This is a genomic window from Pseudomonas iranensis, assembly GCF_014268585.2.
GTDB lineage: Bacteria > Pseudomonadota > Gammaproteobacteria > Pseudomonadales > Pseudomonadaceae > Aquipseudomonas > Aquipseudomonas iranensis.
This window is the reverse complement of record NZ_CP077092.1, coordinates 2,082,815-2,107,468: the sequence shown is the minus strand read 5'-3', so window position 1 is coordinate 2,107,468 and position 24,654 is coordinate 2,082,815. Positions and strand designations below refer to the sequence as shown.

The window sequence follows — 24,654 nt, the reverse complement described above, 5'->3', positions numbered from 1 at the left end:
TTACTGGCCTCTTCGCTGGCAAGCCAGCTCCCACAGGGTATGCGCAGAGTTCGAATCACCGGTCATCCTGTGGGAGCTGGCTTGCCAGCGATAGCGGTATCCCGAATCTATTGTTGCTGCACGGAAATAACCGGCGTCGGCGAGACGAATACCTTGGCGTGCATCTGCTCACAGCCGCCGCCCCGGCGCATGCCGCGGACCGGGCAGGCATCGAGATAATCCAGGCCCACCGCCAGCTTCAAGTGTCGCTCCGGGCGCGCCAGTTGGTTGGTCACGTCGAAGCTGTACCACGCGTCATCCAGCCACGCTTCTGCCCAGGCATGACTGGCCAGATGCTCGCAATCTTCGCTGTACAGATAACCCGACACGTAACGCGACGGCACCCCGAGGCTGCGCGCGCAGGCGAGAAACGCATGGGTATGATCCTGACAAACCCCGGCGCGACCGGCGAAAGCTTCGGCGGCGCTGGTGTCGACTTCGGTGGAGCCCGGCGTGTAGGTCATGTGCTGATTCAGACCGTGCATCAAGTCGATCAGCGCGGTGCGATCACGCCGTTGCTTGCAGTTCTTCGCGGCAAATTCGCGCAAGGCTTCATCGGCTTCGGTCAGGCGCGTGAAGCGCAGGAACGGCAGCGCCGACTGGCTCTCATGTTCGGCCTCGCGCAATTCGTCAATATCGACCTGACCACGGGCGCCGATGATGATCGCTTCGTGCGGCTCGTCCATGGTCAGCACATGCAGGATGTTGCCGAACGGATCGAGCTGCGCACGCACCGGACGCGGCAGGTCGAGTTGCCAACTGAGGACATGCTGGCGCTCGCTGTCGTGGGGCGTAAGGCGCAGGTACTGGATGCTCGCGCGCACCTGATCTTCGTAGTGATAGGTGGTCTCGTGGCTTATGGAAAGTCTCATGCAGCCTCCAGGTAGGAACTGTGAATGGCGTTGCCCAACTGGCGCACCAGCGGGATGAATTCGGTCAGCCAGGCGTGCAGGCCTTCTTCGAGGATTTCGTTGATGCCGGTGTAGCGCAGGCGCGCGTCCATTTCCGCCGCCAGGCGTTGTGCCGGGCGGCCGTTGGCGCCGGGCAGTTGCGCGAGGATCTGGTCGATCTCTTCGGTACAGGCACGCAGCGAACGCGGCACATCGGCGCGCAATAGCAGCAGTTCGGCGACATGCCGGGCGCCGGGCGCGTCGCGGTAGATTTCGGTGTAGGCCTCGAATGAGGACAAGGCGCGCAGCAGCGCACTCCATTGGTAATAGGCGTGCGCCGTGCCGTCGCTGACTGCTTCGGCCTGATCACCGGCCATTTCGTAACGGGCATCGAGCAGGCGCAGCGTGTTGTCCGCGCGCTCGATAAACGTGCCCAGACGAATAAAGCGAAACGCGTCGTTGCGCATGATCGTGCCGTAGGACGCGCCGCGAAACAGGTGCGACCGCTCCTTGATCCATTCGCAGAAGCGGCTCATGCCGTAGCGGCTCAGGCCTTGTTCGGCGATGCCGCGAATCTCCAGCCAGGTCGCGTTGATGTTTTCCCACATGTCGGCGGTGATTCGGCCGCGCACCGCATGGGCACTGGCCCGCGCCGAGCCGAGGCAGCTGTAAATGCTCGCCGGATTGGCCGCATCGAGCGCAAAGAAATGCAGCAGGCGCTCTGCGTGCAGGTCGCCGTGGCGTTCAAGATAATCGTCCAGGGTGCCGGTGATCAGCAACGGCATGGCGAGTTCGTGCAGACCGTCGCCGCGACCGTCCTGCGGCATCAGCGACAGCGAATAACTGATGTCGAGCATGCGCGCGAGGTTCTCTGCACGCTCCAGGTAACGCGACATCCAGTACAGATCCGAGGCAGTTCTACTTAACATGGCAAGCTTCCTTCAATCCTCGACTACCCAGGTGTCCTTGGTGCCGCCGCCCTGGGAGGAATTCACCACCAGGGAGCCTTCACGCAACGCGACACGGGTCAAACCGCCAGGCACCACACGGGTTTCGCGACCGGACAACACAAACGGACGCAAATCGATATGGCGCGGTGCAATGCCGTTCTCGACAAAGGTCGGACAGGTCGACAGCGACAGCGTCGGCTGCGCGATGTAGGCATGGGGTTTGGCTTTGATGCGCTCACGAAAGGCATCGATTTCCGCCGTCGTCGCGGCCGGCCCGACCAGCATCCCGTAACCGCCGGAACCTTGGGTTTCCTTGACCACCAGTTCCGGAAGATTGGCCAGCACGTGGGACAGCTCGGACGGGTTGCGGCACTGCCAGGTCGGGACGTTTTTCAGAATCGGCTCTTCGTCGAGGTAGAAACGGATCATGTCGGTGACAAACGGGTACACCGATTTATCGTCCGCCACGCCGGTGCCGATGGCGTTGGCCAGCACCACGTTGCCGGAACGATAGGACGACAACAGCCCCGGCACGCCGAGCATCGAGTCCGGGTTGAATGCCAGCGGATCGAGGAAGGCGTCGTCGAGCCGGCGGTAGATCACGTCGACCGCTTTCGGGCCGTCAGTGGTGCGCATGAAGACTTTGTCGTCACGCACGAACAGATCCGCACCTTCGACCAGTTCCACGCCCATTTCCCGCGCCAGAAACGCATGTTCGAAGAACGCGCTGTTGAAGCGTCCCGGCGTCAACACCACCACGCTCGGATTGTCGATCGGGCTTGAGCTTTTCAGGGTGTCGAGCAGCAGATTGGGATAGTGATCGATCGGGGCGATGCGCTGGGCGGAGAACAGTTCGGGGAACAGGCGCATCATCATCTTGCGGTCCTCGAGCATGTAGCTGACGCCGCTGGGTGTGCGCAGGTTGTCTTCGAGAACGTAATAAGTGCCATCGCCATCGCGCACCAGATCGACGCCGGAGATATGCGAGTAGATGTCGCGGTGCAGATCCAGGCCCTGCATTGCCAACTGGTATTGCTCGTTGGCCAGCACCTGTTCGGCGGGAATGATCCCGGCCTTGATGATGCGCTGCTCGTGGTAGAGGTCGGCGAGAAACATGTTCAACGCCTTGACCCGCTGGATGCAGCCGCGCTCGACAATCCGCCATTCACTGGCCGGAATGCTGCGGGGAATGGTATCGAACGGAATCAGGCGCTCGGTGCCCTGCTCGTCGCCATAGAGCGTGAAGGTGATCCCGGCCCGGTGAAACAACAGATCGGCCTCGCGGCGGCGCTGCGCGAGCAGCTCGTCGGGCGTCTCGGCCAGCCAGCGGGCAAATTCCCGGTAATGCGGGCGGACCAGGCCGCCGGCATCGTACATCTCGTCAAAATAGGTGCGGATCATGCCGTACTCCTTGTCACTCCGGACATACAGGCCTTCGCAAGGCCCGTGCCATCGGCATAAACGCTTTGATTTCAATCGGTTGTAGATCCACGCCGAAGGCTGCGCACCATTCCTGTGCGGCAAATGCCCCGGCCCGATTGCCCCCGCTTCATTGCGACGCACTGCATCGCCTATCACCAGCATAGTCAGAGTTGATTTCACTGCCCGGCCGCGACCGCGGATAATCCGCGCATTCGCTGCAAAACTTCCCCGGCACGCCGCCGCGAAGTAGACAGCTCAAATGATCTGAACTGCCTTGGCAGCCCCGTCCCGACAGGACTTTATTGCATACCCGTCTTCCCTTTTAGCCACCCTCTCCGGTGGCTTTTTTTTGCCCGGGATTCTTGTTTCAGGGTTTTGCCACTGCGATATGCAGAAGCCAGAAACGACAACGGCCGACCCGAAGGTCAGCCGTTGCCCGACAGACAATGCGCAATATCAATTCAACCGGTAACGATTGCGCACCTCCTGCTTCACGCCCCAACCCTCGATAATGCCGCCCAGCGGTTCGACCACGGCTGAAAAGCCTTGCTCGAAATCGCCGATGTCGTCATAGGTTGCGTACATCACTTTGCTCAATTCCAGCGACCAAGCGCCGTCGTCGCGCGCACTGACCTGGGCATTGATGGATTCACCACGAAATTTGCCTGCTGCCCTGCGCGCCCGCTCCTCGTCCGGGAAAATCGCGTAGAACTCGATGGGATGGAACCGGGAAAAATCGAAACCGCCTTCTTTCATGCGGCGCAGAACGTTGCTGCTGATGTCTTCTTGATAGGCTGTGCTCATGAATCGTCCCCCTCGATTGATGGATAGACTTTCCGTATTCCCGCCCCGGGCCTTTTGGCCTAAGTACTAAGGCAACGTGGTTGCGCGCGGGAAACAAGCATGTAGCTGACAAGACCAGACCTTAGCGATCCATTCGCTGATCTCGCTTGCAGAGTAGCCCCAAGAGAGCGCCGCTGCCAAGGCCTGGTTTACGAGATGACAGGAAGTGTTCAGGCAGGGGTGATGCTGCGGATTTCGATGCCGTTCTGGGTCTTGAGGTTTTTCACCCCGGCATCGGCGGTGCGCCCTTCCAGATCGTTGAGATCCAGCTGGGCGGCGACCGGAAGAAGCCGCTCTTTGACGAGCCGTGCGGCTTCATCATCGGACGGGCATTCCTCACGTTCGAAGATTTCATCGACAATTTCACCGTGATCATCCACGAAAGTGACTTTCCACTTTTGCATCAGTGCCTCCTCGATCAACCCGTAAATGGGCTTACCTCTATCTCGACTTTTTTCCGCGATAGTTGGTTCAAAAGGATTACAGCCGACAACGGTGAAAATAACCATCCTATCGATAGGGCGAACTCTGTGGCGAGGGGATTTATCCCCGTCCGGATGCGCAGCAATCGTAATACCGCCCAATGCGGCTAAACGGATCACCGCGCAGGCCGGTTCAGGGATGCTGCGCATCCCAACGGGGATAAATCCCCTCGCCACAAAGGCTCCCTTGCAGAGCGACGTCAGCGTGATCAGTCGTTGCTCGGCTTGTTGACCGCTTGCAGCACGTATTGCGGCAAGGCGAACGCGCCGATGTGGATTTCCGGGTTGTAGTAACGGGTGACGATGCCGCTGCCGATGAAGCGCTGTTGCAGGGTTTCACGGCTGAGCTTGCGGTACGCCGGGTTGGTCGAGCCCCAGGCGAAGGTCATCGAACCGCCGATGTAGGTCGGCACGGCGGCCTGATAGAAATGCCAGTCCGGGAACAGGCTGCGCAGGCGACCGGCGGTGGTTTTGACTTCGTCGATCTGCATGAACGGCGTGCCGTTCTGAGTGACGAGGATGCCACCTTCGTTCAGGCAGCGGTGGCATGCCTGGTAGAAGTTCTCCGAGAACAGCACTTCGCCCGGGCCGATCGGGTCGGTGGAGTCGGAGATGATCACGTCGAATTTTTCAGTGGTGGTGGCGACGAAACGCATGCCGTCATCGATCACCAGGTTCAGGCGCGGATCGTCGTAGGCACCGGCGGAATGGTTCGGCAGGAATTCCTTGCACATGTCGACCACGGTGCCGTCGATTTCAACCATGGTGATGTGCTCGACGCCGGCGTGCTTGGTCACTTCGCGCAGCATACCGCCGTCACCACCGCCGATGATCAGCACGCGCTTGGCAGTGCCATGGGCGAGGATCGGCACGTGGGTGAGCATCTCGTGGTAGATGAATTCGTCAGCTTCGGTGGTCTGGATCACGCCGTCCAGCGCCATCACCCGGCCCATGCGCGGGTTCTGGAAGATCACCAGGTGCTGGTGTTCGGTGCGCACTTCGTGCAGCAGTTTTTCCATGCGAAAACGCTGGCCGTAGCCTTCGTAGAGGGTTTCCAGGTACTCGCTGGTCTTGGTGACGGTCATGGTCAAGTGCTCCGATAAATGCGCGGGCGCCATCGTGGGGACGATTGCCCGGGAAAGGCGCGCATTCTACGTTGCCGAAGATGACAGGTCGAACCTCAGCTTAATTTTTACCAGCGCAAACCAATGTGGGAGCAAGCCTGCTCGCGAAAGCGCAGCATCAGTTGCCGGTGATGGCGACTGACCCAACGTCTTCGCGAGCAGGCTCGCTCCCACAGGGATGACCGTGTGATCGAAAATCAGCTCAGATCCGGACGTTGCCCCGCGGCCCGGCAATCGCCCAGATGATCAGGCCCAGCACCGGCAGGAGGATGATCAGCAACACCCAGACGATTTTCATTCCGGTGGAGGCGCCGCTTTTCAGCACGTTGATGATGGCCCAGATGTCGAGGGCAAGGATGATCAGGCCAATCAGACCGTTGAACGTGGAACCCATGGTGTCGCTCCAGAATAGTGGCATGCACTTTTAGGATAGACGGTCGCGCGCAGGGTTCCCTTTTATTGCGTTCAGACGTGAACGGCGACCTTCAAGGCTTCCAGCGCTGGCGCGGCGGCGATGCCAACCTCGGCGCATAACTCCAGCACGCGGGGCACATCGTTGCCGTAGACCAGGACCATTTGCAATTCATCGTCGAGCAACTGGCTGAAGTTCATCAACGTGTAACCGCCGTTCTCCTTGTTCAGGCTGCTCATCTGCACCTGAATACGGTTGAGTGCGGTCAGTGCTTCGGTCTTGGCCAGTTGTTTGGGCTTGAGATTGAAATCCACGCCCGGGCCAAACGAAGCAACGATTTGTGCGAACAGATCGACGTAGGTATCGGCCTGAAACAGCACGGTTTCCGGCAGGCTGCCGACCACTACCCACTCACCCAGCGGGATCGGGAAAGTGTCGTCGTAGTTGATGTCCGGATTGGCGGCCAGAAAAGCCTCGGCATCGGCGTAGGCCTGAGCGGCTTCGTCGGCCACCTTCAGGATCTCGTCCTCGCCCATGCAGCCGGAGCTGATTTTGCTGATGAGTTCGACGAGTGCGGCTTTCATGAGGGCGGATCCTGTGGCGGAGGTGAATTTTCAGGGCGCGAAGGATAGCGCATTCTGCCCTTCGCCACAGTCCGTGGACTTTACGCCAGCAACTTTTCCAGCTGCGCGGTGGTGTCGACCGCGCCCATGGTCCGCGCCGCATCCAGCGCGGTCACGCCGTTAGCGTCCTTGGCTTTCGCGTCAGCGCCTTGGCCGATCAGGTAATCGACGATTTCAACGCGGTTGAACATCGCCGCCATCATCAGCGCGGTACGGCCGTCGAAGGAAGAACCTTCGATTTCGGCGCCCGCCTCGACCAGCGCCTTGACCACCGCCAGATCGCCCTTGAACGCAGCGCCGGCAATCGGGCTCTGGCCGTTGCCATTGCGCATTTCCGGATCGGCCTTGTGTTTAAGCAGGACCTTCACCGCATCGACATGGCCGTAATAGCTGGCGAGCATCAACAAGGTGTCGCCCTTGCTGTTTTTCAGGTTCACCGGCAGCCCGGCGCTGACCAGGCGATCAAGCATCTCGGCATCACCGTCGCGCGCCTTGTTGAAAACCTGCTCGGTGAATTCGGCAGCTTCTTCAGGGGTCATCTGGCGGCTTTGGTCGGACATGGGGCACTCCATTTCGGTCTATCGGAAAGCCGACAGTTTCCCGAGCGCGACGGTGGCTGTCACTCGGTTTTTTCCGAGCGTCCCGATAGCCACACTCAATATCGATGTTTGCCATGTTGAATTTCAGCGAGGATTTGCTCACTGACATGCACATAGGTTTCGCTGCCCGGCAGCCAGGCGAAGATCGGGTCATCGCCGGTGAGCCCGGGGTCAAAGCCTTCTGTTTTCAAGCGTGTCTTCTGATATTTGAAGGTCCCGGTGGTTTCCATTTTCACTTTCACCCGCAAGAACAACGGCACGGCATAAGCCGGCATGCGTTGCCGGACGAAGCTCAGCAGTTCGGCAAAATCCAGCGTGGCCAAGGATTCGGCGGGAGTGATTGCAGCCATCCCCGCACGCCCGTTGGTGTTTGGGATTTCCACACCGTAGGCCACGGCTTCAGCGATCAGCGGATGTTGCAGCAACAGGTTTTCGACTTCGGTGGTCGACACGTTTTCACCCTTCCAGCGATAGGTATCGCCGAGGCGATCAACGAACTGCGCATGGCCGAAACCGATATTGCGCAGCAGGTCGCCGGTGTTGAAAAAGCGATCGCCCTTGTTGAACACATCGTGGAGGACGACGCGGGCGGTTTTCTGCGGGTCGGTGTAACCGTCCAGCGGCGCCTTGTCGTCGATCCGCGCCAGCAGCAGGCCCTGCTCGCCCTTGCCGACCTTGCGCATGAAACCATCATCGCCGCGCAATGGCTCGCCACTGTCATGGTCGTAAGCGACCAGTTCCCACGCCATCAGCGAAAACCCGACGGTGTTGTCGAAATTGAGGATGTTGGTGAAACCGATGTTGCCGTCGCTCGCCGCGTACAGCTCACAAATGTGCTCGACGGCAAAACGCGTCTTGAACTCGGCCCAGGCACCAGGACGCAAACCATTGCCAATCATCTTGCGCACGTCGTGGCGGCTGTCATCGGCGCTGACCGGTTGCTCGACCAGGTAGCGACACAGCTCACCAACATAGCCGATGGTGGTTGCGCGATAGCGGCGCACGTCAGTCCAGAACTGGCTGGCGCTGAACTTGCGGCGGATGGCGAAACCCGAGGCGCCGTTGATCGCCGATCCCCAGCACACGCACAGGCCCGTGGCGTGATACAGCGGCAAGGTGCAGTAAACGACATCATCCGGGCGCATATCGAGGGCGATCATGCCGAAGCTCGCCGAACTGCGCATCCAGCGTCCATGCTTGAACACTCCGGCCTTGGGCAGGCCGGTGGTGCCGGAGGTGTAGATGTAGAAACACGGATCGTCGAAGAATACTTGCGCGCTGCTCGGCGGGTTATCGCTGCTGGCGTCAGCACTGGTGCTGATCAGATTGACGTAACCCTCGGGCGCGATGCCCGGATGGCTGTAGGTGTCCTGATCGGCGACGAACCAGGTGCGCGGCGCTGCGATCGCAACCTGATCACGCACGCCGGCATAGGCAGCGGTCAGTTCTTCGCCAACCACAATAGCCACCGGCGCAACCAGATTGATGCTGTGAACAAGCGTGTCGCGCATCAACGAGGTATTGAGCAGCGCACTCACCGCGCCGAGCTTGGCCAGCGCCAGGATTGTCACCAGTAATTCCGCACGGTTCTCGATAAACACCGCGACCACATCGCCCTTGCCGATGCCTTGCTCGCTCAGGTAATGCGCAATGCGATTGGCCCACTGATTGACCTGTGTATAGGTCAACGCCACGTCGCCCTGCAACAACGCCACACCATCGGGATTGCGCAGCGTCGCCTGCTCGAACGTCCAGCCCAGGCCGCACGTTTGGGTCGGATCCGTGACGTTGGCCACCTTCATGCCTTTGACCACCCGGGGGATGGCCTTGGCGATCATCGGCAGTTTGCGGAGCATCATGCCCCAGGTAATCGTGTCGCTTGGTGCGTGACGCATGAAAGCTCCCCGTTCGATCTTGACGTGCAGACCGCTGTTCTTGTTATCGGGTAATGACTGCGACCGACGCGTTTACGCCGTGGGTCGAGAAGGAAAGTACGTCAGTGATCGCGGGGCTGTACACGCGGTTTTTGCAATGATTTGTATCCCGTCGCGCCTCCGGGGAAGAGCGGATTCTGGTACGGACGTTTGGTTCCGTTGTACGGAGAAAAATCACGCAAAATGCAGGATGCACGATGGCCATTCATGCAGATTGCACGACGCCTGCAAAATGCAATGCCTTCAACTTATTGATTTTAAAGGGATTTTATTCGCATCAATACTGGCACAAACGCTGCAACTACCTCCGCATGCTTGCCATTCAAGTACATACGGAGCTGATGACATGAGCCTTATTCAAGAAAAATTTACATCGCTGTTCTCCAACTACGAAGTCAGCACTGCCCCACGTCCTGACGGTGGCATCCTGCTCACTCTGCGTAGCAGCGACGGCAAAGTCTTCAAACGCGCCCTTTCGTATCAGCAACTGCATGCCGGTGACCAACTGTCGTGGGCGATCAGCGCGATCCGCCGCGACCTGGCCGAACAAGCCAGCGAGCTGCCGCAAATTGCAATGCTGCAGAGCCAGCAGCGTTTTGCTCTGCCGACGTATCACTCGCTGTAATTTGCTTTAAACAAAAACAGGCCGTGGAGCATGTGCTTCACGGCCTGTTTTTATGTGCTCAGGATTTTTGTAGGAGCTGCGGCACGCTGCGATCTTTTGATCTTGATTTCAGGCCTAAATCGAAAGATCGCAGCCTCGTTTCACTCGACAGCTCCTACAGGGATGTGTGCAATGGTCAAAACGCTTCCGGTTCGATTCCAGTAAAGCTGTCCACCGTCACGTGCCCTGCCAACTCCCCGCCTTCACGCGCCAGACCGCAGGTTTTCATGCCGGCCGACTGGGCAGCGTCGAGTTCTTCGACGATGTCCGAGAGGAACAGGATTTCATCGGCTTCAACACCTACCGCCTGCTGAATGTTGCGGTAGGACTGCGCTTCACGCTTCGGCCCTGATGTGGTGTCGAAATAGCCGCTGAACAGCGGTGTCAGATCCCCCGCCTCCGAGCAACCGAAGATCAGCTTCTGCGCCTGGATCGAGCCGGACGAGTAAACAAACAGTTGATAACCGGCCGCATGCCAACGTTGCAGCGCTTCAACGGCATCCGGATAAACATGCCCTTTCAACTGCCCGGCCTGATAGCCCTGCGCCCAGACCATGCCTTGCAATGCCTTGAGCGGCGTGGCCTTGCGGTCTTCGGCGATCCAGCTCAAGAGGATTTCAACAACCCGTTCAACATCGGCCTGCGGCTCAAAGCTCTCGCGACGCACGGCGTCGAGCTGTTCGGCGACATCAGCACGCGAAGCGTTCTGCCGCACAAATTCGGGCAAATGTTCGGCGGCGTAGGGAAACAGCACGTCGAAGACGAAACTCACCGCGCTGGTGGTGCCTTCAATGTCGGTGAGGATGGCTTTGATCGACACGGTTTCAGTCCTCCAGACGCGGGAAGCGACCGGCGATGTCTTCGCCGGTGAAATTGGCAACCCAGCCTTCCGGGTTGTTGAACAGACGGATCGCCACAAAGTGCGGATGTTCGCCCATGTCGAACCAGTGCTTGGTGCCGGCCGGAACCGAGATCAGGTCGTTCTTCTCACAGAGAACGGCATAGACGTAATCGTCGATGTGCAGGGTAAACAAGCCACGACCGGCAACGAAAAATCGCACTTCGTCTTCGCCATGGCGGTGCTCTTCGAGGAACTTGGCGCGCAGCTCGGCTTTTTGCGGGTGATCGCTGTTGAGGCTGATCACATCGACGGTGATGTAGCCGCGCTCGGTCATCAGTTTGTCGATCTGCTCTTTATAAGCGCTGATGACCTCTTCCTGACTGGCGCCAGGCTGAATCTTCGCGGCGGCCTGCCAGCGGTCGAAACGCACGCCCTGCTCGGCCAGCGTCGAGGCGATGTCTTCGAAATGGGTCAGCACCTTGTTGGGAATCTCAGGGCTGGAAATGTGATAAACGGACAGGCTGCTCATGGGCAATTCCTCGGTAGCGGCGGCGCCGTCCGGCTCTTGCAGACCGGTCGGGCGCCGCGTGGCATCAGGCAAACGGGCTGTTTCTGGTGAACTCAGCCTTGGCGGTTCATGACGCTGCGGGTTTTCAACTCGCATTCAAACAGGAATTCAAAAGCCTCGATCTGCCGCAGCGCGTCGCTCATCTGCGCGCCCCAAGTGTAGAGGCCATGGCCGCGAATCAGATAACCGACGCAATCGGGATGGGCGTCGAGCCAAGGCTGCACCTTGGCGGCGAGGCGCGCAATGTCCTGATCGTTGTCGAAAATCGGCACACGCACCCGCGATTCATGAGTCGAGATGCCGCTGAAGGCTTTCTGCAATTCGTAGTCTTCGAACTCGATGAAGTCTTGCGGAGTCAGGCGCGACAGCACCGTGGCATTCACCGAATGAGTGTGCAGCACCGCACCGATCTCCGCGCGCCAGCGGTAGAGCTGGGTGTGCAACAAGGTTTCGGCGGAGGGTTTCTTGCCCGGTTCCAGGCTATTGCCGGACAGATCGGTAGCGAGCACGTCATCCACACCCAACTGGCCCTTGTGCTTGCCCGATACGGTCAACAGCGCTTCGCTCGGCGACAGGCGTGTCGAATAGTTGCTGCTGGTGGCTGGCGACCAGCCCCGGCCATATAGAAAACGCCCGGCATCGACGATCTGCTGGGCGAGCTGTTCACGGCTAAGGCTCATGGCCTGTCCTCTTGCATACGTGTGGCAATGATAACGGCAGCGGCAAGCGCTGCGAGACTGGCAATACTAAAGGTCATTGTCGCGCCGAGGGCATTCCAGCTGTAACCGGAATACAGCGCACCGAGCGCCCCGCCGGTGCCGGCCAGTGCCGCATACAGCGCTTGGCCCTGGCCTTGCTGGCGGGCGCCGAAACTACGTTGCACGAAAGCGATGGCAGCCGCATGAAAGCTGCCGAAAGTCGCTGCGTGCAGCACTTGGGCGAACAACAGCACCCAGAGAAATTCAGCGAATGATCCGAGAAGCACCCAGCGCAACGCCGCCAGCAGGAAACTCGCCAGCAGCACCCGACGCAGGGAAAAGCGCGCCAGAATGCGGCTCATGGCCATGAACATCAGCACTTCCGCCACCACTCCCACGGCCCAGAGCAGGCCGATGACGCCACGGCTGTAACCGAGGCGCTCAAGGTGCAACGTCAGAAAGGTGTAATACGGCCCGTGGCTGACCTGCATCAGCGCGACGCAGGCATAAAACGCCAACACGCCGGGATGGCGCAATTGCTTGAGAAAGCCCTCGCCCGGCGGTCGATTGCCTTGCGCCGGCTGTGCATTCGGCACCCACAGGCTACTCAGGACGATACCGGCCATGATCAGCACCAGCGCCGCCGGGTAGATGTCCAGGCTTAGCCATTCGAAAAGCCGCCCCAGCACTACCACAGTGATGATGAAACCGATCGAGCCCCACAGGCGAATCTGGCTGTAGCGCGATGTTTGCCCTTGCAGATGCGCGAGGGTGATGACTTCGAACTGCGGCAGCACCGCGTGCCAGAAGAACGCATGCAGAGCCATGACCATGGCCAGCCAGGCGTAGGTCTGGCTGACGAAAATCAGCGAAAAGGTCAGCAACGTGCACACCGCGCCAAAGCGCACGATGGCCAGACGCCTGCCGGTGTAATCGCCGAGCCAGCCCCAGATGTTCGGCGCCACGCAGCGCATCAGCATCGGAATCGCCACCAGCTCGCCGATGCGTGCGGCGCTGAAGCCGAGGTGATCGAAGTACAGCGCCAGAAACGGCGCTGTCGAACCGAGCAAGGCGAAATAGAACAGATAGAAACTGGACAGCCGCCAGTAAGGAAGCGCCGCCACGCCGGTTATGCCGCGACGGCTTTGAGCGCAGCCATCAGAGCTGGCCCAGCACCGGCGTGCTCACGCGCACATCGGCGTTCTGCCCACGGTGGCGCAGCAGGTGATCCATCAGCACGATGGCCATCATCGCTTCGGCGATCGGCGTCGCGCGGATGCCGACGCATGGGTCGTGACGACCCTTGGTGATCACGTCGACCGGGTTGCCATTCACGTCGATCGAACGGCCCGGCGTCGTAATGCTCGAGGTCGGTTTCAATGCCAGATGCGCAACGATTGGCTGGCCGGACGAGATGCCACCGAGGATGCCGCCGGCGTTGTTGCTGAGGAATCCTTCCGGCGTCAGTTCATCGCGGTGTTCGGTGCCGCGCTGGGCGACACAGGCGAAACCGGCGCCGATCTCCACGCCTTTGACCGCGTTGATGCTCATTAGCGCATGGGCCAGTTCGGCGTCGAGGCGGTCGAAAATCGGTTCGCCAAGACCCGGCATCACGCCTTCGGCGACCACGGTAATCTTCGCCCCGACCGAGTCCTGATCGCGGCGCAACTGGTCCATGTAGGCTTCCAGCTCCGGGACCTTGTCCGGGTCAGGGCTGAAGAAAGCGTTTTCTTCGACCGAATCCCAGGTCTTGAACGGTATTTCGATCGGGCCGAGCTGGCTCATGTAACCGCGGATGACGATGCCCTGACTGGCCAGATACTTCTTGGCGATCGCACCGGCCGCTACGCGCATGGCGGTTTCCCGCGCGGAACTGCGGCCACCGCCGCGATAATCGCGCTCGCCGTATTTGTGGTGATAGGTGTAGTCGGCGTGGGCCGGGCGGAACAGGTCCTTGATCGCCGAGTAGTCCTTGGACTTCTGGTCGGTATTGCGAATCAGCAGGCCGATCGAGCAACCGGTGGTGCGGCCCTCGAACACGCCGGAAAGGATTTCGACTTCATCGGCTTCCTGGCGCTGGGTGGTGTGGCGGCTGGTGCCAGGCTTGCGGCGATCGAGGTCGCGCTGCAGATCTTCCAGGGAAATCTCCAGACCCGGCGGGCAGCCGTCGACAATGGCGACCAACGCCGGACCATGGCTTTCGCCAGCGGTGGTGACAGTGAACAACTTGCCGTAGGTATTGCCGGACATGCAGGACGCTCCGTGAAATCAAACCCGAATTCTTGATGCGCGCCAGTATACGCAGGCTAACCGAGTAGTTCATCCTCGAACCTTAGTGGTGCTGGCGAGTCCAACCGGCACCTTGACCAATGATGGCGTGATGATGCTGCGAGTTCTGATCTTGAGTCTTACCCTCTTTACCGGCTTTGCCCAAGCGACAGTCCTACAGCGCCCGGTCACTCTGGACACCGGCAGCGGCGAACTTTTCGGCTCGCTGTTGCTGCCCAAGTCCGACAGCCCGGTGCCGATTGTTCTGATGATTTCTGGCTCGGGTCCTACAGATCGCGACGGAAACAACCCCGACGGCGGGCGCAATGACAGCCTCAAGCGCTTGGCCTGGGTGCTGGCCAAACACAACATCGCCAGTGTGCGCTACGACAAGCGCGGCGTCGCGGCGAGTCTGGCGGCCGCTCCCGATGAACGTGAGCTGTCAGTAGAGGGCTATGCGGCGGACGCCGTGGCGTGGGGGCAGAAGCTCAAGGCCGATCCGCGTTTCGGTAAACTGATTCTGCTCGGCCACAGCGAAGGCGCGCTGATTGCCAGCCTCGCTGCGCCGAAGCTGGACGCAGCGGCGGTGATTTCGCTGTCCGGCAGCGCGCGGCCGGTCGATCAGGTAATCCGCGAACAGTTGGCGCGCAGCCTGCCGCCGCCACTGATGCTGCGCAGCAACGAACTGCTCGACAGCCTCAAGGCCGGCCACACCGATGACAACGTGCCGCAACCGTTGCAGGTGATCTTTCGCCCGAGCGTGCAGCCATACCTGATTTCGCTGTTCCGTCAGGACCCGGCGCAAGCCTTTGCCCAGCTGAAAATGCCGGCACTGATCGTCCAGGGCAGCAACGACATTCAGGTCGGCACCGAAGACGCGAAGCTGCTCAAGGCGGCGAAACCGGACGCGCAACTGACGGTGATCGAAGGCATGAACCATGTGCTGCGCATCGTCCACAACGACATGAAGCGGCAATTGGCCTCCTACAAGGACCCGAATTTGCCCCTGGCCGCCGAACTGGGCGCTGCCGTCATCGAATTTATTGACGGAATTCGTGCAAGTTAACTGCGTTTTACCCTCCAGCCTCACAGAAAACGGCCGATAAGCCTTTGTCGCCAGCGCAACGTCTGGCGGCAAGCAGGGCTTGGACAGGATCTCGCCGTTATGACTGAAACCCAGACTTCACCCGACACCAGCGCTGAAAAAGACGCACCGCCAGCGGTCGAACTGCCGTGGGCGGATGTTCAGGCCGAGCACCACAAGATGCTCCGCCTGGCGCCGCTACAGACCGACCGCAACACCGGCGGCCGGCCGTTGCGCTTTGTCGAATTCGGTTACGCCGAGCGCAACAGCAAAGAACGCAGCCTGATGCGCATGGCGATCAAACTGCCCAATCAGCGCGTGCGCAAAGAACAAAATCATCTCGATGTTTGGGTCGACCACGCGAGCAAACGTGTGAGTTTCGGTCCCGACAGTGGCTTGCAGATCGAACCGCTGAATCGCGGTATCGGCCGCTTCATGGCCGCGCAAGGCATCAACTGGGCGAAAAAACGCTGGCCCGGCTACACCGTCGACGGCATGGACCTGAACAACAAGGACGCGCTAAACGAAGACACTCGCTTGCGCCGCGACCATTTCCTGCGCGTGCACGGTTTCGATGTGGCTTACGCCGATGCCCAGCATTTGAAAGGCAGCATCAAGGCGGTTCAGGTCGGTGATCTGCTGGGTGATTGGAACAGCGAGAAACTGCAGATCGTCGAGATTCTTGAAGCCGCGCAGATGCTGCAGCAGGCCGAACAGAACCTGGCCGAGCAGGAAGTGAAGCTGAAGAAGCAGGAAGAGAAAGTCAGCAAGTTCAAGCGCGAAGACGCCGGGCTGCGCTTCACCATTACGTGTCTAGTGGCGTTTGCGGTGTTTCAGGCGGGGTTGTTGATCTGGATTGCTACGCACCGCTGAGGGCTTGAGCGCGTACTGATCGTTCCCATGCTCTGCGTGGGAACGATCTGCCACAACCTTAGACGCGGGAGGCGAACAGGGCCTGATGCGCGCGGCACTGCTCGGCTGTCAGCATGAACACGCCATGCCCGCCGCGCTGGAATTCCAGCCAGGCGAAATCGACTTCCGGGTACAACGCCTCGACGTGCACCTGGCTGTTGCCCACTTCGACAATCAACAAACCCTTCTCGGTCAGGTGATCCGCCGCTTCGGCGAGCATGCGCCGGACCAGATTCAGACCATCATCGCCGCAGGCCAGACCGAGTTCCGGCTCATGTTGATATTCGTCCGGCATGTCGGCGAAATCTTCGGCGTCGACGTAGGGCGGGTTCGACACGATCAGATCGAAACGCTGACCCGGCAAACCATCGAAGCCATCACCCTGCACCGTATAGACGCGCTCATCGACACCATGGCGCTCAATGTTCTGATTGGCCACTTCCAGCGCTTCGAACGACAGGTCCGCGAGCACCACTTCGGCATTCTGGAATTCGTAAGCGCAGGCAATGCCGATGCAGCCGGAACCCGCGCACAGGTCGAGAATTCGTGCCGGCTCGCTGCCGATCCACGGCGCAAAGCGGTTTTCGATCAGCTCACCGATCGGCGAACGCGGAATCAGCACACGCTGGTCGACGATGAACGACATGCCGCAGAACCACGCTTCACCAAGCAGATAGGCGGTAGGAATACGTTCTTCGATACGACGCTTGAGCAAGCGCTGCAGATTGACCAGTTCGTCATCTTCCAGCGCGCAATCAAGATAGCTGTCGGCGATTTCCCATGGCAGGTGCAAAGCGCCCAGCACCAACTGGCGCGCCTCGTCCCAGGCGTTGTCGGTGCCATGACCGAAAAACAGATCCTCCCCATGGAAGCGGCTGACGGCCCAACGGATGTGGTCGCGCAGGGTACGAAGTCGGGAAGTGATCACGGCGTAGAACTCCAGAAAAAACGACTGGCGATTCTAGCAGCCAAAACGCGCGACGACGACGCAGGAAAAACCGTGCGGTTCCGGTAGGAGATTTCTTTTTTTTGCATCAGGCATTGAACGGAACGTGTAACTTGACAAGGCTGCAGGCCAAGAACGACGGCGCCTACGATGGTAGCGATTCACAGAACCGCTCAGCCAGAGGACAATGTCGCAAAAGCCCCACCCCGAGGAGCCCCAGAATGTCCGTTCCAAAAACGATGTTTCAACTCAGCGGTCGCGGTTACGCAGCGGCCACCCTGAGCCATGCCACCGTGGTCATCATCGATGCCCAGAAGGAATACCTCAGTGGCCCGCTGGCCCTGAGCGGCATGGACGCGGCCGTCGCGAACATCAAACAAGTGGTTGCCGCAGCCCGTGCCGCCGGTCGGCCGATCGTGCACGTGCGTCATCTCGGCACCGTTGGTGGCCTGTTCGACCCGCAGGGCGAACGTGGCGAATTCATCCCCGGTCTGGAACCGCAAGGCGATGAAACCATTATCGGCAAACTGCTGCCGAGCGCGTTCCATGGCACCGAACTGCTCGAGCGCCTGCAGAACCTCGGCTCGCTGGACCTGATCGTTTGCGGTTTCATGAGTCACTCCAGCGTCAGCACCACCGTGCGCGCGGCGAAGAACCTCGGTTTCCGCTGCACCCTGGTCGAAGACGCCTGCGCGACCCGCGATCTGCCGTTCAAGGGCGGCGTGCTCAGCGCCGAACGCGTGCAGGAAGCGGAAATGGCGATCATGGCTGACAACTTCGCCACGCTGGCCAAGACTCAGGACCTGATCTGATCCTGCCCTTGTGAGCGGTGCACGGCGCCGCTCATCCGCTATATCCGCTGATTTGCCGCAAATGCCATAGCCTCAGGAACAACCCGGTCAACTCCCGGTCGAAGGGCCGATACCATTGAGGAAGGTCGGAATGAAGTTATCCGATGGATTTGACGCACGCCGTTTGCGGCCCAAAGGCCAAAGCAACTGGCGTTTTCGATTTGGCGCGGCGATCTCGGCCATTCTGGCGACGTTCGGCGTGCTGCTGGCGATGGCCGGCGCCGCCAGCCTGCTCGGCCGCCCGCCGGCGCTGGGTGACCTGAACGCATCACCGCTGGGCTCGGCAATCATGCTTGCCGTCGGTCTGCTGTTTCTGTATTTCGGCGTTGCCCTGTGGCGCCGCTGCCGTCGTCGCGCACGGCAATCGCGGGAACTGAACATGTCCCCGCATCTGATGAAAAAACACGACTGACCCAACGGTCTGGCTTTTTGCCGGGCCGTTTTCTGTCGACTTGGTTAAACTGGCCGCCCTTCGCGGAGGCTGACATGCAAGACGACGATTTTTCTCTGTTCAAAAGTGCGATCCAGGGCGTCAAGCCGATCAAGCACGACCGCGCCGACACCGGCAAACCCAAGGCTGACCGCGCGCAGATCGCCAAGCTGCGTCAGTCCGCCACCGTGCGCAGCGACACCACTATCATTGACGGCTTGTCCGACCAGTTCGTGATCGACGTAGGCCCGGAAGACGAGCTGATGTGGTCTCGCGATGGCGTGCAGGAAAGCCAGATGCGCAAGCTCAAGGTCGGGCAGATCCCGTTCGAAGGCAGCCTCGACCTGCACGGCATGAGCGTGGAAAAGGCCCGGGAGACACTTTGGGCCTTTCTCGCCGAGGCAACCAAATTCGAAATCCGCTGCGTGCGCGTGACGCACGGCAAAGCCGTGCGCCTGGATGGCAAGCGCCCGATGATCAAAAGTCATGTCAACACCTGGCTGCGCCAGCATGCGCAAGTGCTCGGTTTCTGCTCCTGCCAGGCCCGCCACGGCGGCGCTGGCGCGGTTTATGTGATGCTGAAACGGACGATGATGGAAGGCCGCGACGAATAAAGCCGTCACACCGAACTTGCAGGGTTGTGTCCGCCACCGTACCCTTGCCCTTTGCGAAAATCCCCACAGGTAGTTTCATGTCCCTGGAACAGAATTACACCGCGATTCTCGGCCAATTGGGCGAGGACGTGTCCCGCGAGGGCCTGCTCGACACGCCAAAGCGTGCCGCCAAAGCCATGCAGTACCTCTGCCGCGGTTATGCACAGACGCTCGAAGAGGTCACCAACGGTGCCCTGTTCAGCTCCGACAACAGCGAAATGGTGCTGGTCAAGGACATCGAGCTGTATTCGTTGTGCGAACACCACCTGCTGCCGTTCATCGGCAAGGCGCATGTCGCCTATATCCCGAGCGGCAAAGTGCTGGGCCTGTCGAAGGTTGCGCGCATCGTCGATATGTACGCGCGCCGCCTGCAGATTCAGGAAAACCTCAGCCGCCAGATCGCCGATGCGGTAATGCAAGTCACCGGTGCGCTGGGCGTGGCCGTGGTGATTGAAGCCAAGCACATGTGCATGATGATGCGCGGCGTCGAAAAGCAGAATTCGTCGATGATCACGTCGGTGATGCTCGGTGAATTCCGTGAAAACGCGGCAACCCGTAGCGAATTCCTCAGCCTCATCAAGTAATTCGCAACAGAAAAGAACCGGCGTTGATCGCCGGTTTTTTTTCGCCCGTGAAAAATCGGGTAAGCTGCGCGCCTTTCTTCATTTGCACCGTGAGGCTTTCAACGTGTTCGTCAAAGCGCTTCGTGTCGGCCTCGGCCAACTGGTTATCTTCATCGACTTCATTACCCGCCCGGGCAAGAAAAAGCGCCCCGCTGCTGCTCAGGCGCAAGTCGACGCTGCGGCGAAAGATCTGGCGCTGTATCAATTCCACGCCTGCCCGTTCTGCGTGAAAACCCGCCGCGCCCTGCATCGTCTGAATGTGCCGGTGGCACTGAAAGACGCGAAGAACAACGAGCAGGATCGCCAGACCCTGCTGGAACAGGGTGGCCGAATCAAAGTGCCTTGCCTGCGTATCGAAGAGAACGGGCAAACCACTTGGATGTATGAATCCAAGGTGATTATCGATTATCTGGATAAGCGGTTTGCGGCGGTCTGATGTTAATGGGTTGGAGCGCTAGCCGCCTTCGCGAGCAGGCTCGCTCCCACCCTTGAAACGCATCCCGCCCTGTGGGAGCGAGCCTGCTCACGATGAGGCCCACACTGACAACGCCAGCCCTTGAGCCGGCGTTTTTGCTAGGCCGCCCTTCCCATCTGCGCCCGCCGCACCACCGCCGTCAACCGCTTCAGCCCTTCATCCAGCCGCGACGGATCGATGTGACTGAAGTTCAAGCGCAAATGCCCGTGATGCTTGTCCGGTTCGGGAAAGAACGGCTCACCGGGCATGAATGCCACATCATTGGCCAACGCCTCATTGAGCAATGACCGGGTATCCAGCGGTTGCTTCAACGTCAGCCAAAAAAACAGCCCGCCCTGGGGCATGTTCCACTCAGCCAGATCGGCAAAATGCTCCTCCAGCGCCAACTGAAACGCATCGCGCCGCTGCCGATAGAAATCACGCAACTCGCTTAAATGCTGTTGATATTTTTCGGTGCCGATCCATTGCAGGGCCTGCCATTGGCCGATGCGATTGGTGTGCAGGTCCGCCGATTGCTTGAGCTTGAGCAGGTGCGGAAACAGGTCTGGACTGGCAATCAGATAACCGACACGCAAACCCGGCAGCAAGGTTTTCGACACGGTACCGGTGTAGATCCAACTGGCTTTTTTCAGGCGCGCCGCAATAGGTTTGGCACTGCCACCATCGAAAGTCAGTTCGCGGTATGGCTCGTCCTCAATGAGCGTGACGCCGAATTCATCAAGCAACGCGGCGACCGCTGAGCGCTTGGCCTCGCTGTAGCGCACGGCGGAAGGATTCTGAAACGTCGGAATCAGGTAGATAAACGCCGGGCGGTGCTGTTCCAGACGACTGCGCAGTTGCGCCAGGTTAGGTCCGTCGGCTTCCTGCGCCACAGTCAGGCAATCGGCGCCGAACAGCTGGAAGATTTGCAGCGCGGCCAGATAAGTCGGCGCCTCCAACAGAATTTCCGTCCCCTTGTCGATGTACAGCTTGGCCGCCAGATCCAGGGTTTGCTGCGAGCCGCTGACCACCAGCACCTGACTCGCCTCGCATTCAAGGCCCAGCGCCCTCGCCTCTGCCGCCAGCGCCTCGCGCAAGGCCGGCTCGCCTTCGCTCATGCCGTACTGCCCCAGCGACAGCGGCATCTCGTCCCACTCCACCTTCGGCAACATCGTCTCAGCGGGCAAACCGCCGGCAAACGACATCACCTCTGGACGCTGGGCGGCGGCGAGGATTTCTCGGATCAAAGAACTTTTCAGGCGCGAGACACGTTCGGAAAAAGCCATGGAGGTCACCGTAGCGAGGCAGGTAAAAAATGAGTCAAACTGGTTGACTGAAACTACGACAGCTTAAGCGAGTACGTCAACATGCTTGACCTTAAAAACCCCACTAGTCAGCAACAGGCCATGGAAGCGTTCTTCTTCGGCTATCAGGCGTTTACGGCCAAGGCGGATGAAATGCTCGAGCGCCGCGGACTCTCGCGGGTACATCAGCGCATCGTGTTTTTCATCGCGCGCTATCCGAACCTCAGCGTAAAAGAGTTGCTAGCCCTGCTGGGCGTGAGCAAGCAGGCGTTGAACATGCCCCTGCGCCAGTTGCAGGAAATGCATCTGGTCGACAGCGTCGCTTCACAGACGGACAAGCGTAAGCGGCTGCTGGAGCTGACATCGGAAGGTGCGAAGTTCGAACAGGCGCTGCGGCGTGAGCAGGTGAAATTGCTCGAGCGGGTATTTGCAGAAGCAGGGGAAGCGGCGGTGAATGGTTGGTTGGCGGTGAATCTGGCGTTAGGGGGCAGTCAGACACATCTCGAATGACAGGACCGCCCTCTTCGCGAGCAGGCTCGCTCCAACACATGGGAACGCTTTACAAAGGTGGGAGCGAGCCTGCTCGCGAACCTATCCTGGATGGCCATATATCCCTATCAGCAAAAAAATCGTCGACAAAACCCAAAACAATATTTGCTTTATTTGTACACAAAAGCATAATCCACTGCGTGCGAGTTCCTGACTACACGGTCAACAAATTCGCGTATGCCTCAAAGGGCCGCTGCCACCCCTCATGGGTCCGGCCCTGGAAATAACAATAAAACTCTTGAGGAGTACTCGCTGTGGAAAGCCGCAAATCCGAAGCACCGCCGCTCGAGCTCACGCCGCCATTACGCAATGGCCTGCTGGAGCGTCTGTTCAAACTCAGCTTGCATGGCACCACGGTGAAGACCGAGCTGATTGCCGGTCTGACAACCTTCATCACCATGGCTTACATCATTTTCGTCAACCCGAACATCATGGCCGATGCCGGCATCGATCACGGTGCGGCTTTCGTCGCCACCTGTATCGCTGCCGCATTGGGCTGCCTGTTGATGGGGCTCTACGCCAACTGGCCGGTCGGCCTCGCACCGGGCATGGGCCTCAATGCGTTCTTCACTTACACCGTGGTCGGCACCATGGGCTACAACTGGGAAACCGCCCTCGGCGCGGTGTTCGTCTCGGGCGTGCTGTTCATGTTCCTGACCTTTTCGCGGATTCGCGAATGGCTGCTCAACAGCATTCCGGTCAGTCTGCGTTTTGCGATGGGCGCTGGTGTTGGCCTGTTTCTCGGCCTGATCGGGCTTAAAACCGCCGGTATTGTCGTCGACAGCCCAGCGACGCTGATCAAACTCGGCTCGCTGCGTGAACCCGGCCCGCTGCTCGCCGCGATCTGCTTTCTGATGATCGCGATCCTCAGTTACCACCGCGTATTCGGTGCGATTCTGATCAGCATCATCACCGTCACCCTTGCCGGCTGGGGCCTGGGCCTGGTGCACTACGAGGGCATCATGTCTGCGCCGCCGAGCCTGGCGCCGACCTGGATGGCGATGAACGTTGCAGGCGTGTTCAACGTCAGCATGATCAGCGTGGTGCTGGCCTTCCTCTTCGTGCACATGTTTGACACCGCCGGCACCCTGATGGGCGTTGCCCTGCGCGCCAACCTCGTCGCGGCTGACGGGCGCATCGAAAACCTCTCGCGGGCGATGAAAGCCGACAGCGCGTCCAGCGTATTCGGCGCGGTGGTCGGTGTCCCTCCAGTAACCAGCTATGTGGAAAGTGCCGCTGGAGTGGCCGCTGGCGGTCGGACTGGTCTTACCGCGGTCACTGTGGGTGTGCTATTTATAGCGGCAATGTTTTTCGCACCGCTGGCTGGCATGATTCCCGCTTATGCCACAGCAGGTGCACTGATCTACGTAGCCATGCTGATGATGGGCGGCATGGCCCACATTGAATGGGACGAAGCGACTGACGCGATTCCGGCGATCGTCACGGCGATCATGATGCCGCTGACCTTTTCGGTTGCCGACGGCATCGCTCTGGGCTTCATCACGTATGTGGCATTGAAGGCCGGCACCGGCAAATACAAGGAAATCTCCGTCAGCCTGTGGGTGCTCTGCGCGATCTTCATCGCCAAGTTCATCTTCCTGTAAGCGCTGCGCGGTTCACGCTTCAATTCAGCCTCACCCTCGCGGGTGGGGCTTTTGTGCATTTCGATAACAACAAAGGAGCAAAGCGATGAGTCTGGAAACCTGGCTGCTGTTCAGTGGCGCTGCATTGGTAGTGATCCTGATCCCGGGGCCGCTGTCGTTGCTGATGATCAGCAACAGTCTGAATTACGGCTTGCGCCGGTCCTATCCGGCATTTCTCGGCGGAGTGATTGCCTCGATCTGCCTGTTGAGCGCTTCGGCACTAGGGCTCGGCGCACTGCTGCTGGCCTCCGAACAGTTGTTCAGTGCGCTGAAAATCGTTGGCGCACTCTACCTGTTCTACCTCGCCTGGCAGAGCTGGCAGCAATCGCGCCAGCCGTCGGTCGGCGCTGAAGTGCCCCTGGCTGCACCGGCGCCGCGCTTTCGCACACTGTTCGGGCGCGCTTTTGTGTTGGGCGCGAGCAATCCGAAAGACATCCTGTTCTTCGCCGCGTTTCTGCCGCAATTTCTCAGTGCGCAACAGCGGTTTCTGCCGCAGTTGCTGATCATGATCGCGACGTGGGTGGTGCTTGATCTGTGTTGCAAACTGGCTTACGGACTGGGCGCGCATGGCGCTGCACGCTATCTGCGCAGCGGCAAGGGCCAGAGCTGGTTCAACCGCATCAGCGCAGGCCTTTTCGGGGGCGCCGGCGCGGCTTCTTTGCTCAGTAGTCACTAATCGAATCCAGACCGATTGCAACTTATCAAGCCATCCCTATCGAATGGATTCGAAAGTCGATGGCTTGTCATGTATCAACTTCAGCGTGATTAGCTGAATGATCAAGGCGCAATACACCGCAACAACCCGGCGATGTACAGATTGCGAAACCTGGCCGTAAGATCCCCGCCAC

28 protein-coding genes are annotated in these 24,654 nt (G+C 59.7%); 11 read left to right on the top strand and 17 right to left on the bottom strand.

The window, feature by feature from the left end:
• Positions 1-107: 107 nt before the first annotated feature.
• From HU724_RS09405 to HU724_RS09360, 10 genes are all read right to left on the bottom strand, one after another.
• The gene (locus tag HU724_RS09405; RefSeq protein ID WP_016773789.1) at positions 108-911 is read right to left on the bottom strand and encodes a transglutaminase family protein; all 804 of its coding nucleotides are present in this window, start codon (positions 909-911) and stop codon (positions 108-110) included.
• A complete protein-coding gene (locus tag HU724_RS09400; RefSeq protein WP_039763849.1) occupies positions 908-1,858 on the bottom strand; it encodes an alpha-E domain-containing protein in 951 nt (316 codons plus the stop codon). The genes HU724_RS09405 and HU724_RS09400 overlap by 4 nt, the downstream gene beginning before the upstream one ends.
• A gap of 12 nt (positions 1,859-1,870) precedes the next feature.
• A complete protein-coding gene (locus tag HU724_RS09395; RefSeq protein WP_016773787.1) occupies positions 1,871-3,280 on the bottom strand; it encodes a circularly permuted type 2 ATP-grasp protein in 1,410 nt (469 codons plus the stop codon).
• A gap of 477 nt (positions 3,281-3,757) precedes the next feature.
• Positions 3,758-4,105 carry a ribonuclease E inhibitor RraB gene (locus HU724_RS09390; protein ID WP_003223226.1) on the bottom strand — a complete coding sequence of 116 codons (348 nt, stop codon included), beginning with the start codon at positions 4,103-4,105 and terminating at the stop codon, positions 3,758-3,760.
• Between the two features lie 209 nt (positions 4,106-4,314).
• Positions 4,315-4,548, bottom strand: a complete 234-nt coding sequence (locus HU724_RS09385; RefSeq protein WP_186566066.1) for a hypothetical protein — start codon at positions 4,546-4,548, stop codon at positions 4,315-4,317.
• A 287-nt stretch (positions 4,549-4,835) separates the two neighbouring features.
• On the bottom strand, positions 4,836-5,711 hold the full coding sequence (speE, locus tag HU724_RS09380) for a polyamine aminopropyltransferase (RefSeq protein ID WP_016773785.1): 876 nt from the start codon (positions 5,709-5,711) through the stop codon (positions 4,836-4,838).
• A gap of 241 nt (positions 5,712-5,952) precedes the next feature.
• Positions 5,953-6,144 carry a PLDc N-terminal domain-containing protein gene (locus HU724_RS09375; RefSeq protein ID WP_016773784.1) on the bottom strand — a complete coding sequence of 64 codons (192 nt, stop codon included), beginning with the start codon at positions 6,142-6,144 and terminating at the stop codon, positions 5,953-5,955.
• A 71-nt stretch (positions 6,145-6,215) separates the two neighbouring features.
• Positions 6,216-6,746 (bottom strand): hypothetical protein, encoded by a 531-nt coding sequence (locus HU724_RS09370; protein ID WP_122699014.1) that lies wholly within the window; start codon positions 6,744-6,746, stop codon positions 6,216-6,218.
• Between the two features lie 80 nt (positions 6,747-6,826).
• Positions 6,827-7,345, bottom strand: a complete 519-nt coding sequence (locus HU724_RS09365; RefSeq protein ID WP_186565818.1) for an ankyrin repeat domain-containing protein — start codon at positions 7,343-7,345, stop codon at positions 6,827-6,829.
• A 95-nt stretch (positions 7,346-7,440) separates the two neighbouring features.
• On the bottom strand, positions 7,441-9,279 hold the full coding sequence (locus tag HU724_RS09360) for a long-chain-acyl-CoA synthetase (protein WP_186565820.1): 1,839 nt from the start codon (positions 9,277-9,279) through the stop codon (positions 7,441-7,443).
• 385 nt (positions 9,280-9,664) lie between these two features.
• Here HU724_RS09360 and HU724_RS09355 point away from each other — a divergent pair, with 385 nt between their 5' ends.
• Entirely contained in the window at positions 9,665-9,943 is a 279-nt protein-coding gene (locus HU724_RS09355; RefSeq protein WP_016773780.1) for a DUF3509 domain-containing protein, read from the top strand.
• Between the two features lie 175 nt (positions 9,944-10,118).
• Here the strand turns inward: HU724_RS09355 and mtnC are convergent, their stop codons facing one another.
• The 5 genes from mtnC to aroC form a co-directional block, all read right to left on the bottom strand.
• Complete coding sequence (mtnC, locus tag HU724_RS09350; RefSeq protein WP_186565823.1) at positions 10,119-10,802, bottom strand: acireductone synthase; 684 nt, start codon at positions 10,800-10,802, stop codon at positions 10,119-10,121.
• 4 nt (positions 10,803-10,806) lie between these two features.
• The gene (locus tag HU724_RS09345; RefSeq protein ID WP_186566068.1) at positions 10,807-11,352 is read right to left on the bottom strand and encodes a 1,2-dihydroxy-3-keto-5-methylthiopentene dioxygenase; all 546 of its coding nucleotides are present in this window, start codon (positions 11,350-11,352) and stop codon (positions 10,807-10,809) included.
• 92 nt (positions 11,353-11,444) lie between these two features.
• A complete protein-coding gene (locus tag HU724_RS09340; RefSeq protein WP_186565825.1) occupies positions 11,445-12,071 on the bottom strand; it encodes a methylthioribulose 1-phosphate dehydratase in 627 nt (208 codons plus the stop codon).
• Complete coding sequence (locus HU724_RS09335; protein ID WP_186565827.1) at positions 12,068-13,213, bottom strand: MFS transporter; 1,146 nt, start codon at positions 13,211-13,213, stop codon at positions 12,068-12,070. Before HU724_RS09335 ends, HU724_RS09340 begins: the two co-directional genes overlap by 4 nt.
• A 34-nt stretch (positions 13,214-13,247) precedes the next feature.
• The gene (aroC, locus tag HU724_RS09330; RefSeq protein WP_024012223.1) at positions 13,248-14,339 is read right to left on the bottom strand and encodes a chorismate synthase; all 1,092 of its coding nucleotides are present in this window, start codon (positions 14,337-14,339) and stop codon (positions 13,248-13,250) included.
• A gap of 130 nt (positions 14,340-14,469) precedes the next feature.
• On the opposite strand from aroC, the gene HU724_RS09325 reads away from it, so the two are divergent.
• The gene (locus HU724_RS09325) at positions 14,470-15,423 is read left to right on the top strand and encodes an alpha/beta hydrolase (protein ID WP_051600636.1); all 954 of its coding nucleotides are present in this window, start codon (positions 14,470-14,472) and stop codon (positions 15,421-15,423) included.
• Positions 15,424-15,522: 99 nt separating this feature from the next.
• Positions 15,523-16,314 (top strand): hypothetical protein, encoded by a 792-nt coding sequence (locus HU724_RS09320; RefSeq protein ID WP_125918579.1) that lies wholly within the window; start codon positions 15,523-15,525, stop codon positions 16,312-16,314.
• Between the two features lie 58 nt (positions 16,315-16,372).
• Here the strand turns inward: HU724_RS09320 and prmB are convergent, their stop codons facing one another.
• Positions 16,373-17,281: a 50S ribosomal protein L3 N(5)-glutamine methyltransferase gene (prmB, locus tag HU724_RS09315; RefSeq protein WP_186565829.1), complete on the bottom strand. Its 909-nt coding sequence runs from the start codon at positions 17,279-17,281 to the stop codon at positions 16,373-16,375.
• Positions 17,282-17,520: 239 nt separating this feature from the next.
• Between prmB and HU724_RS09310 the strand changes: the two genes are divergently transcribed.
• From HU724_RS09310 to HU724_RS09290, 5 genes are all read left to right on the top strand, one after another.
• On the top strand, positions 17,521-18,111 hold the full coding sequence (locus HU724_RS09310) for a cysteine hydrolase family protein (RefSeq protein ID WP_016773772.1): 591 nt from the start codon (positions 17,521-17,523) through the stop codon (positions 18,109-18,111).
• A gap of 130 nt (positions 18,112-18,241) precedes the next feature.
• Positions 18,242-18,562, top strand: coding sequence for a hypothetical protein (locus tag HU724_RS09305; RefSeq protein ID WP_016773771.1), 321 nt, complete (start codon positions 18,242-18,244; stop codon positions 18,560-18,562).
• A gap of 74 nt (positions 18,563-18,636) precedes the next feature.
• Entirely contained in the window at positions 18,637-19,194 is a 558-nt protein-coding gene (locus tag HU724_RS09300; RefSeq protein ID WP_016773770.1) for a Smr/MutS family protein, read from the top strand.
• 77 nt (positions 19,195-19,271) lie between these two features.
• Positions 19,272-19,817 (top strand): GTP cyclohydrolase I FolE, encoded by a 546-nt coding sequence (folE, locus tag HU724_RS09295; protein ID WP_016773769.1) that lies wholly within the window; start codon positions 19,272-19,274, stop codon positions 19,815-19,817.
• A 103-nt stretch (positions 19,818-19,920) separates the two neighbouring features.
• Positions 19,921-20,292 carry a glutathione S-transferase N-terminal domain-containing protein gene (locus HU724_RS09290; protein WP_186565831.1) on the top strand — a complete coding sequence of 124 codons (372 nt, stop codon included), beginning with the start codon at positions 19,921-19,923 and terminating at the stop codon, positions 20,290-20,292.
• A gap of 137 nt (positions 20,293-20,429) precedes the next feature.
• Here the strand turns inward: HU724_RS09290 and HU724_RS09285 are convergent, their stop codons facing one another.
• On the bottom strand, positions 20,430-21,596 hold the full coding sequence (locus tag HU724_RS09285; protein WP_186565833.1) for an aminotransferase-like domain-containing protein: 1,167 nt from the start codon (positions 21,594-21,596) through the stop codon (positions 20,430-20,432).
• Between the two features lie 81 nt (positions 21,597-21,677).
• Here HU724_RS09285 and HU724_RS09280 point away from each other — a divergent pair, with 81 nt between their 5' ends.
• The 3 genes from HU724_RS09280 to HU724_RS09270 all read left to right on the top strand — a co-directional run bounded on the left by HU724_RS09280 (position 21,678) and on the right by HU724_RS09270 (position 24,482).
• Entirely contained in the window at positions 21,678-22,124 is a 447-nt protein-coding gene (locus tag HU724_RS09280; protein ID WP_186565835.1) for a MarR family winged helix-turn-helix transcriptional regulator, read from the top strand.
• Positions 22,125-22,417: 293 nt separating this feature from the next.
• The gene (locus tag HU724_RS09275; protein WP_186565837.1) at positions 22,418-23,767 is read left to right on the top strand and encodes an NCS2 family permease; all 1,350 of its coding nucleotides are present in this window, start codon (positions 22,418-22,420) and stop codon (positions 23,765-23,767) included.
• A gap of 85 nt (positions 23,768-23,852) precedes the next feature.
• A complete protein-coding gene (locus tag HU724_RS09270) occupies positions 23,853-24,482 on the top strand; it encodes a LysE family translocator (RefSeq protein ID WP_186565839.1) in 630 nt (209 codons plus the stop codon).
• The last annotated feature ends 172 nt before the right edge of the window (positions 24,483-24,654 follow it).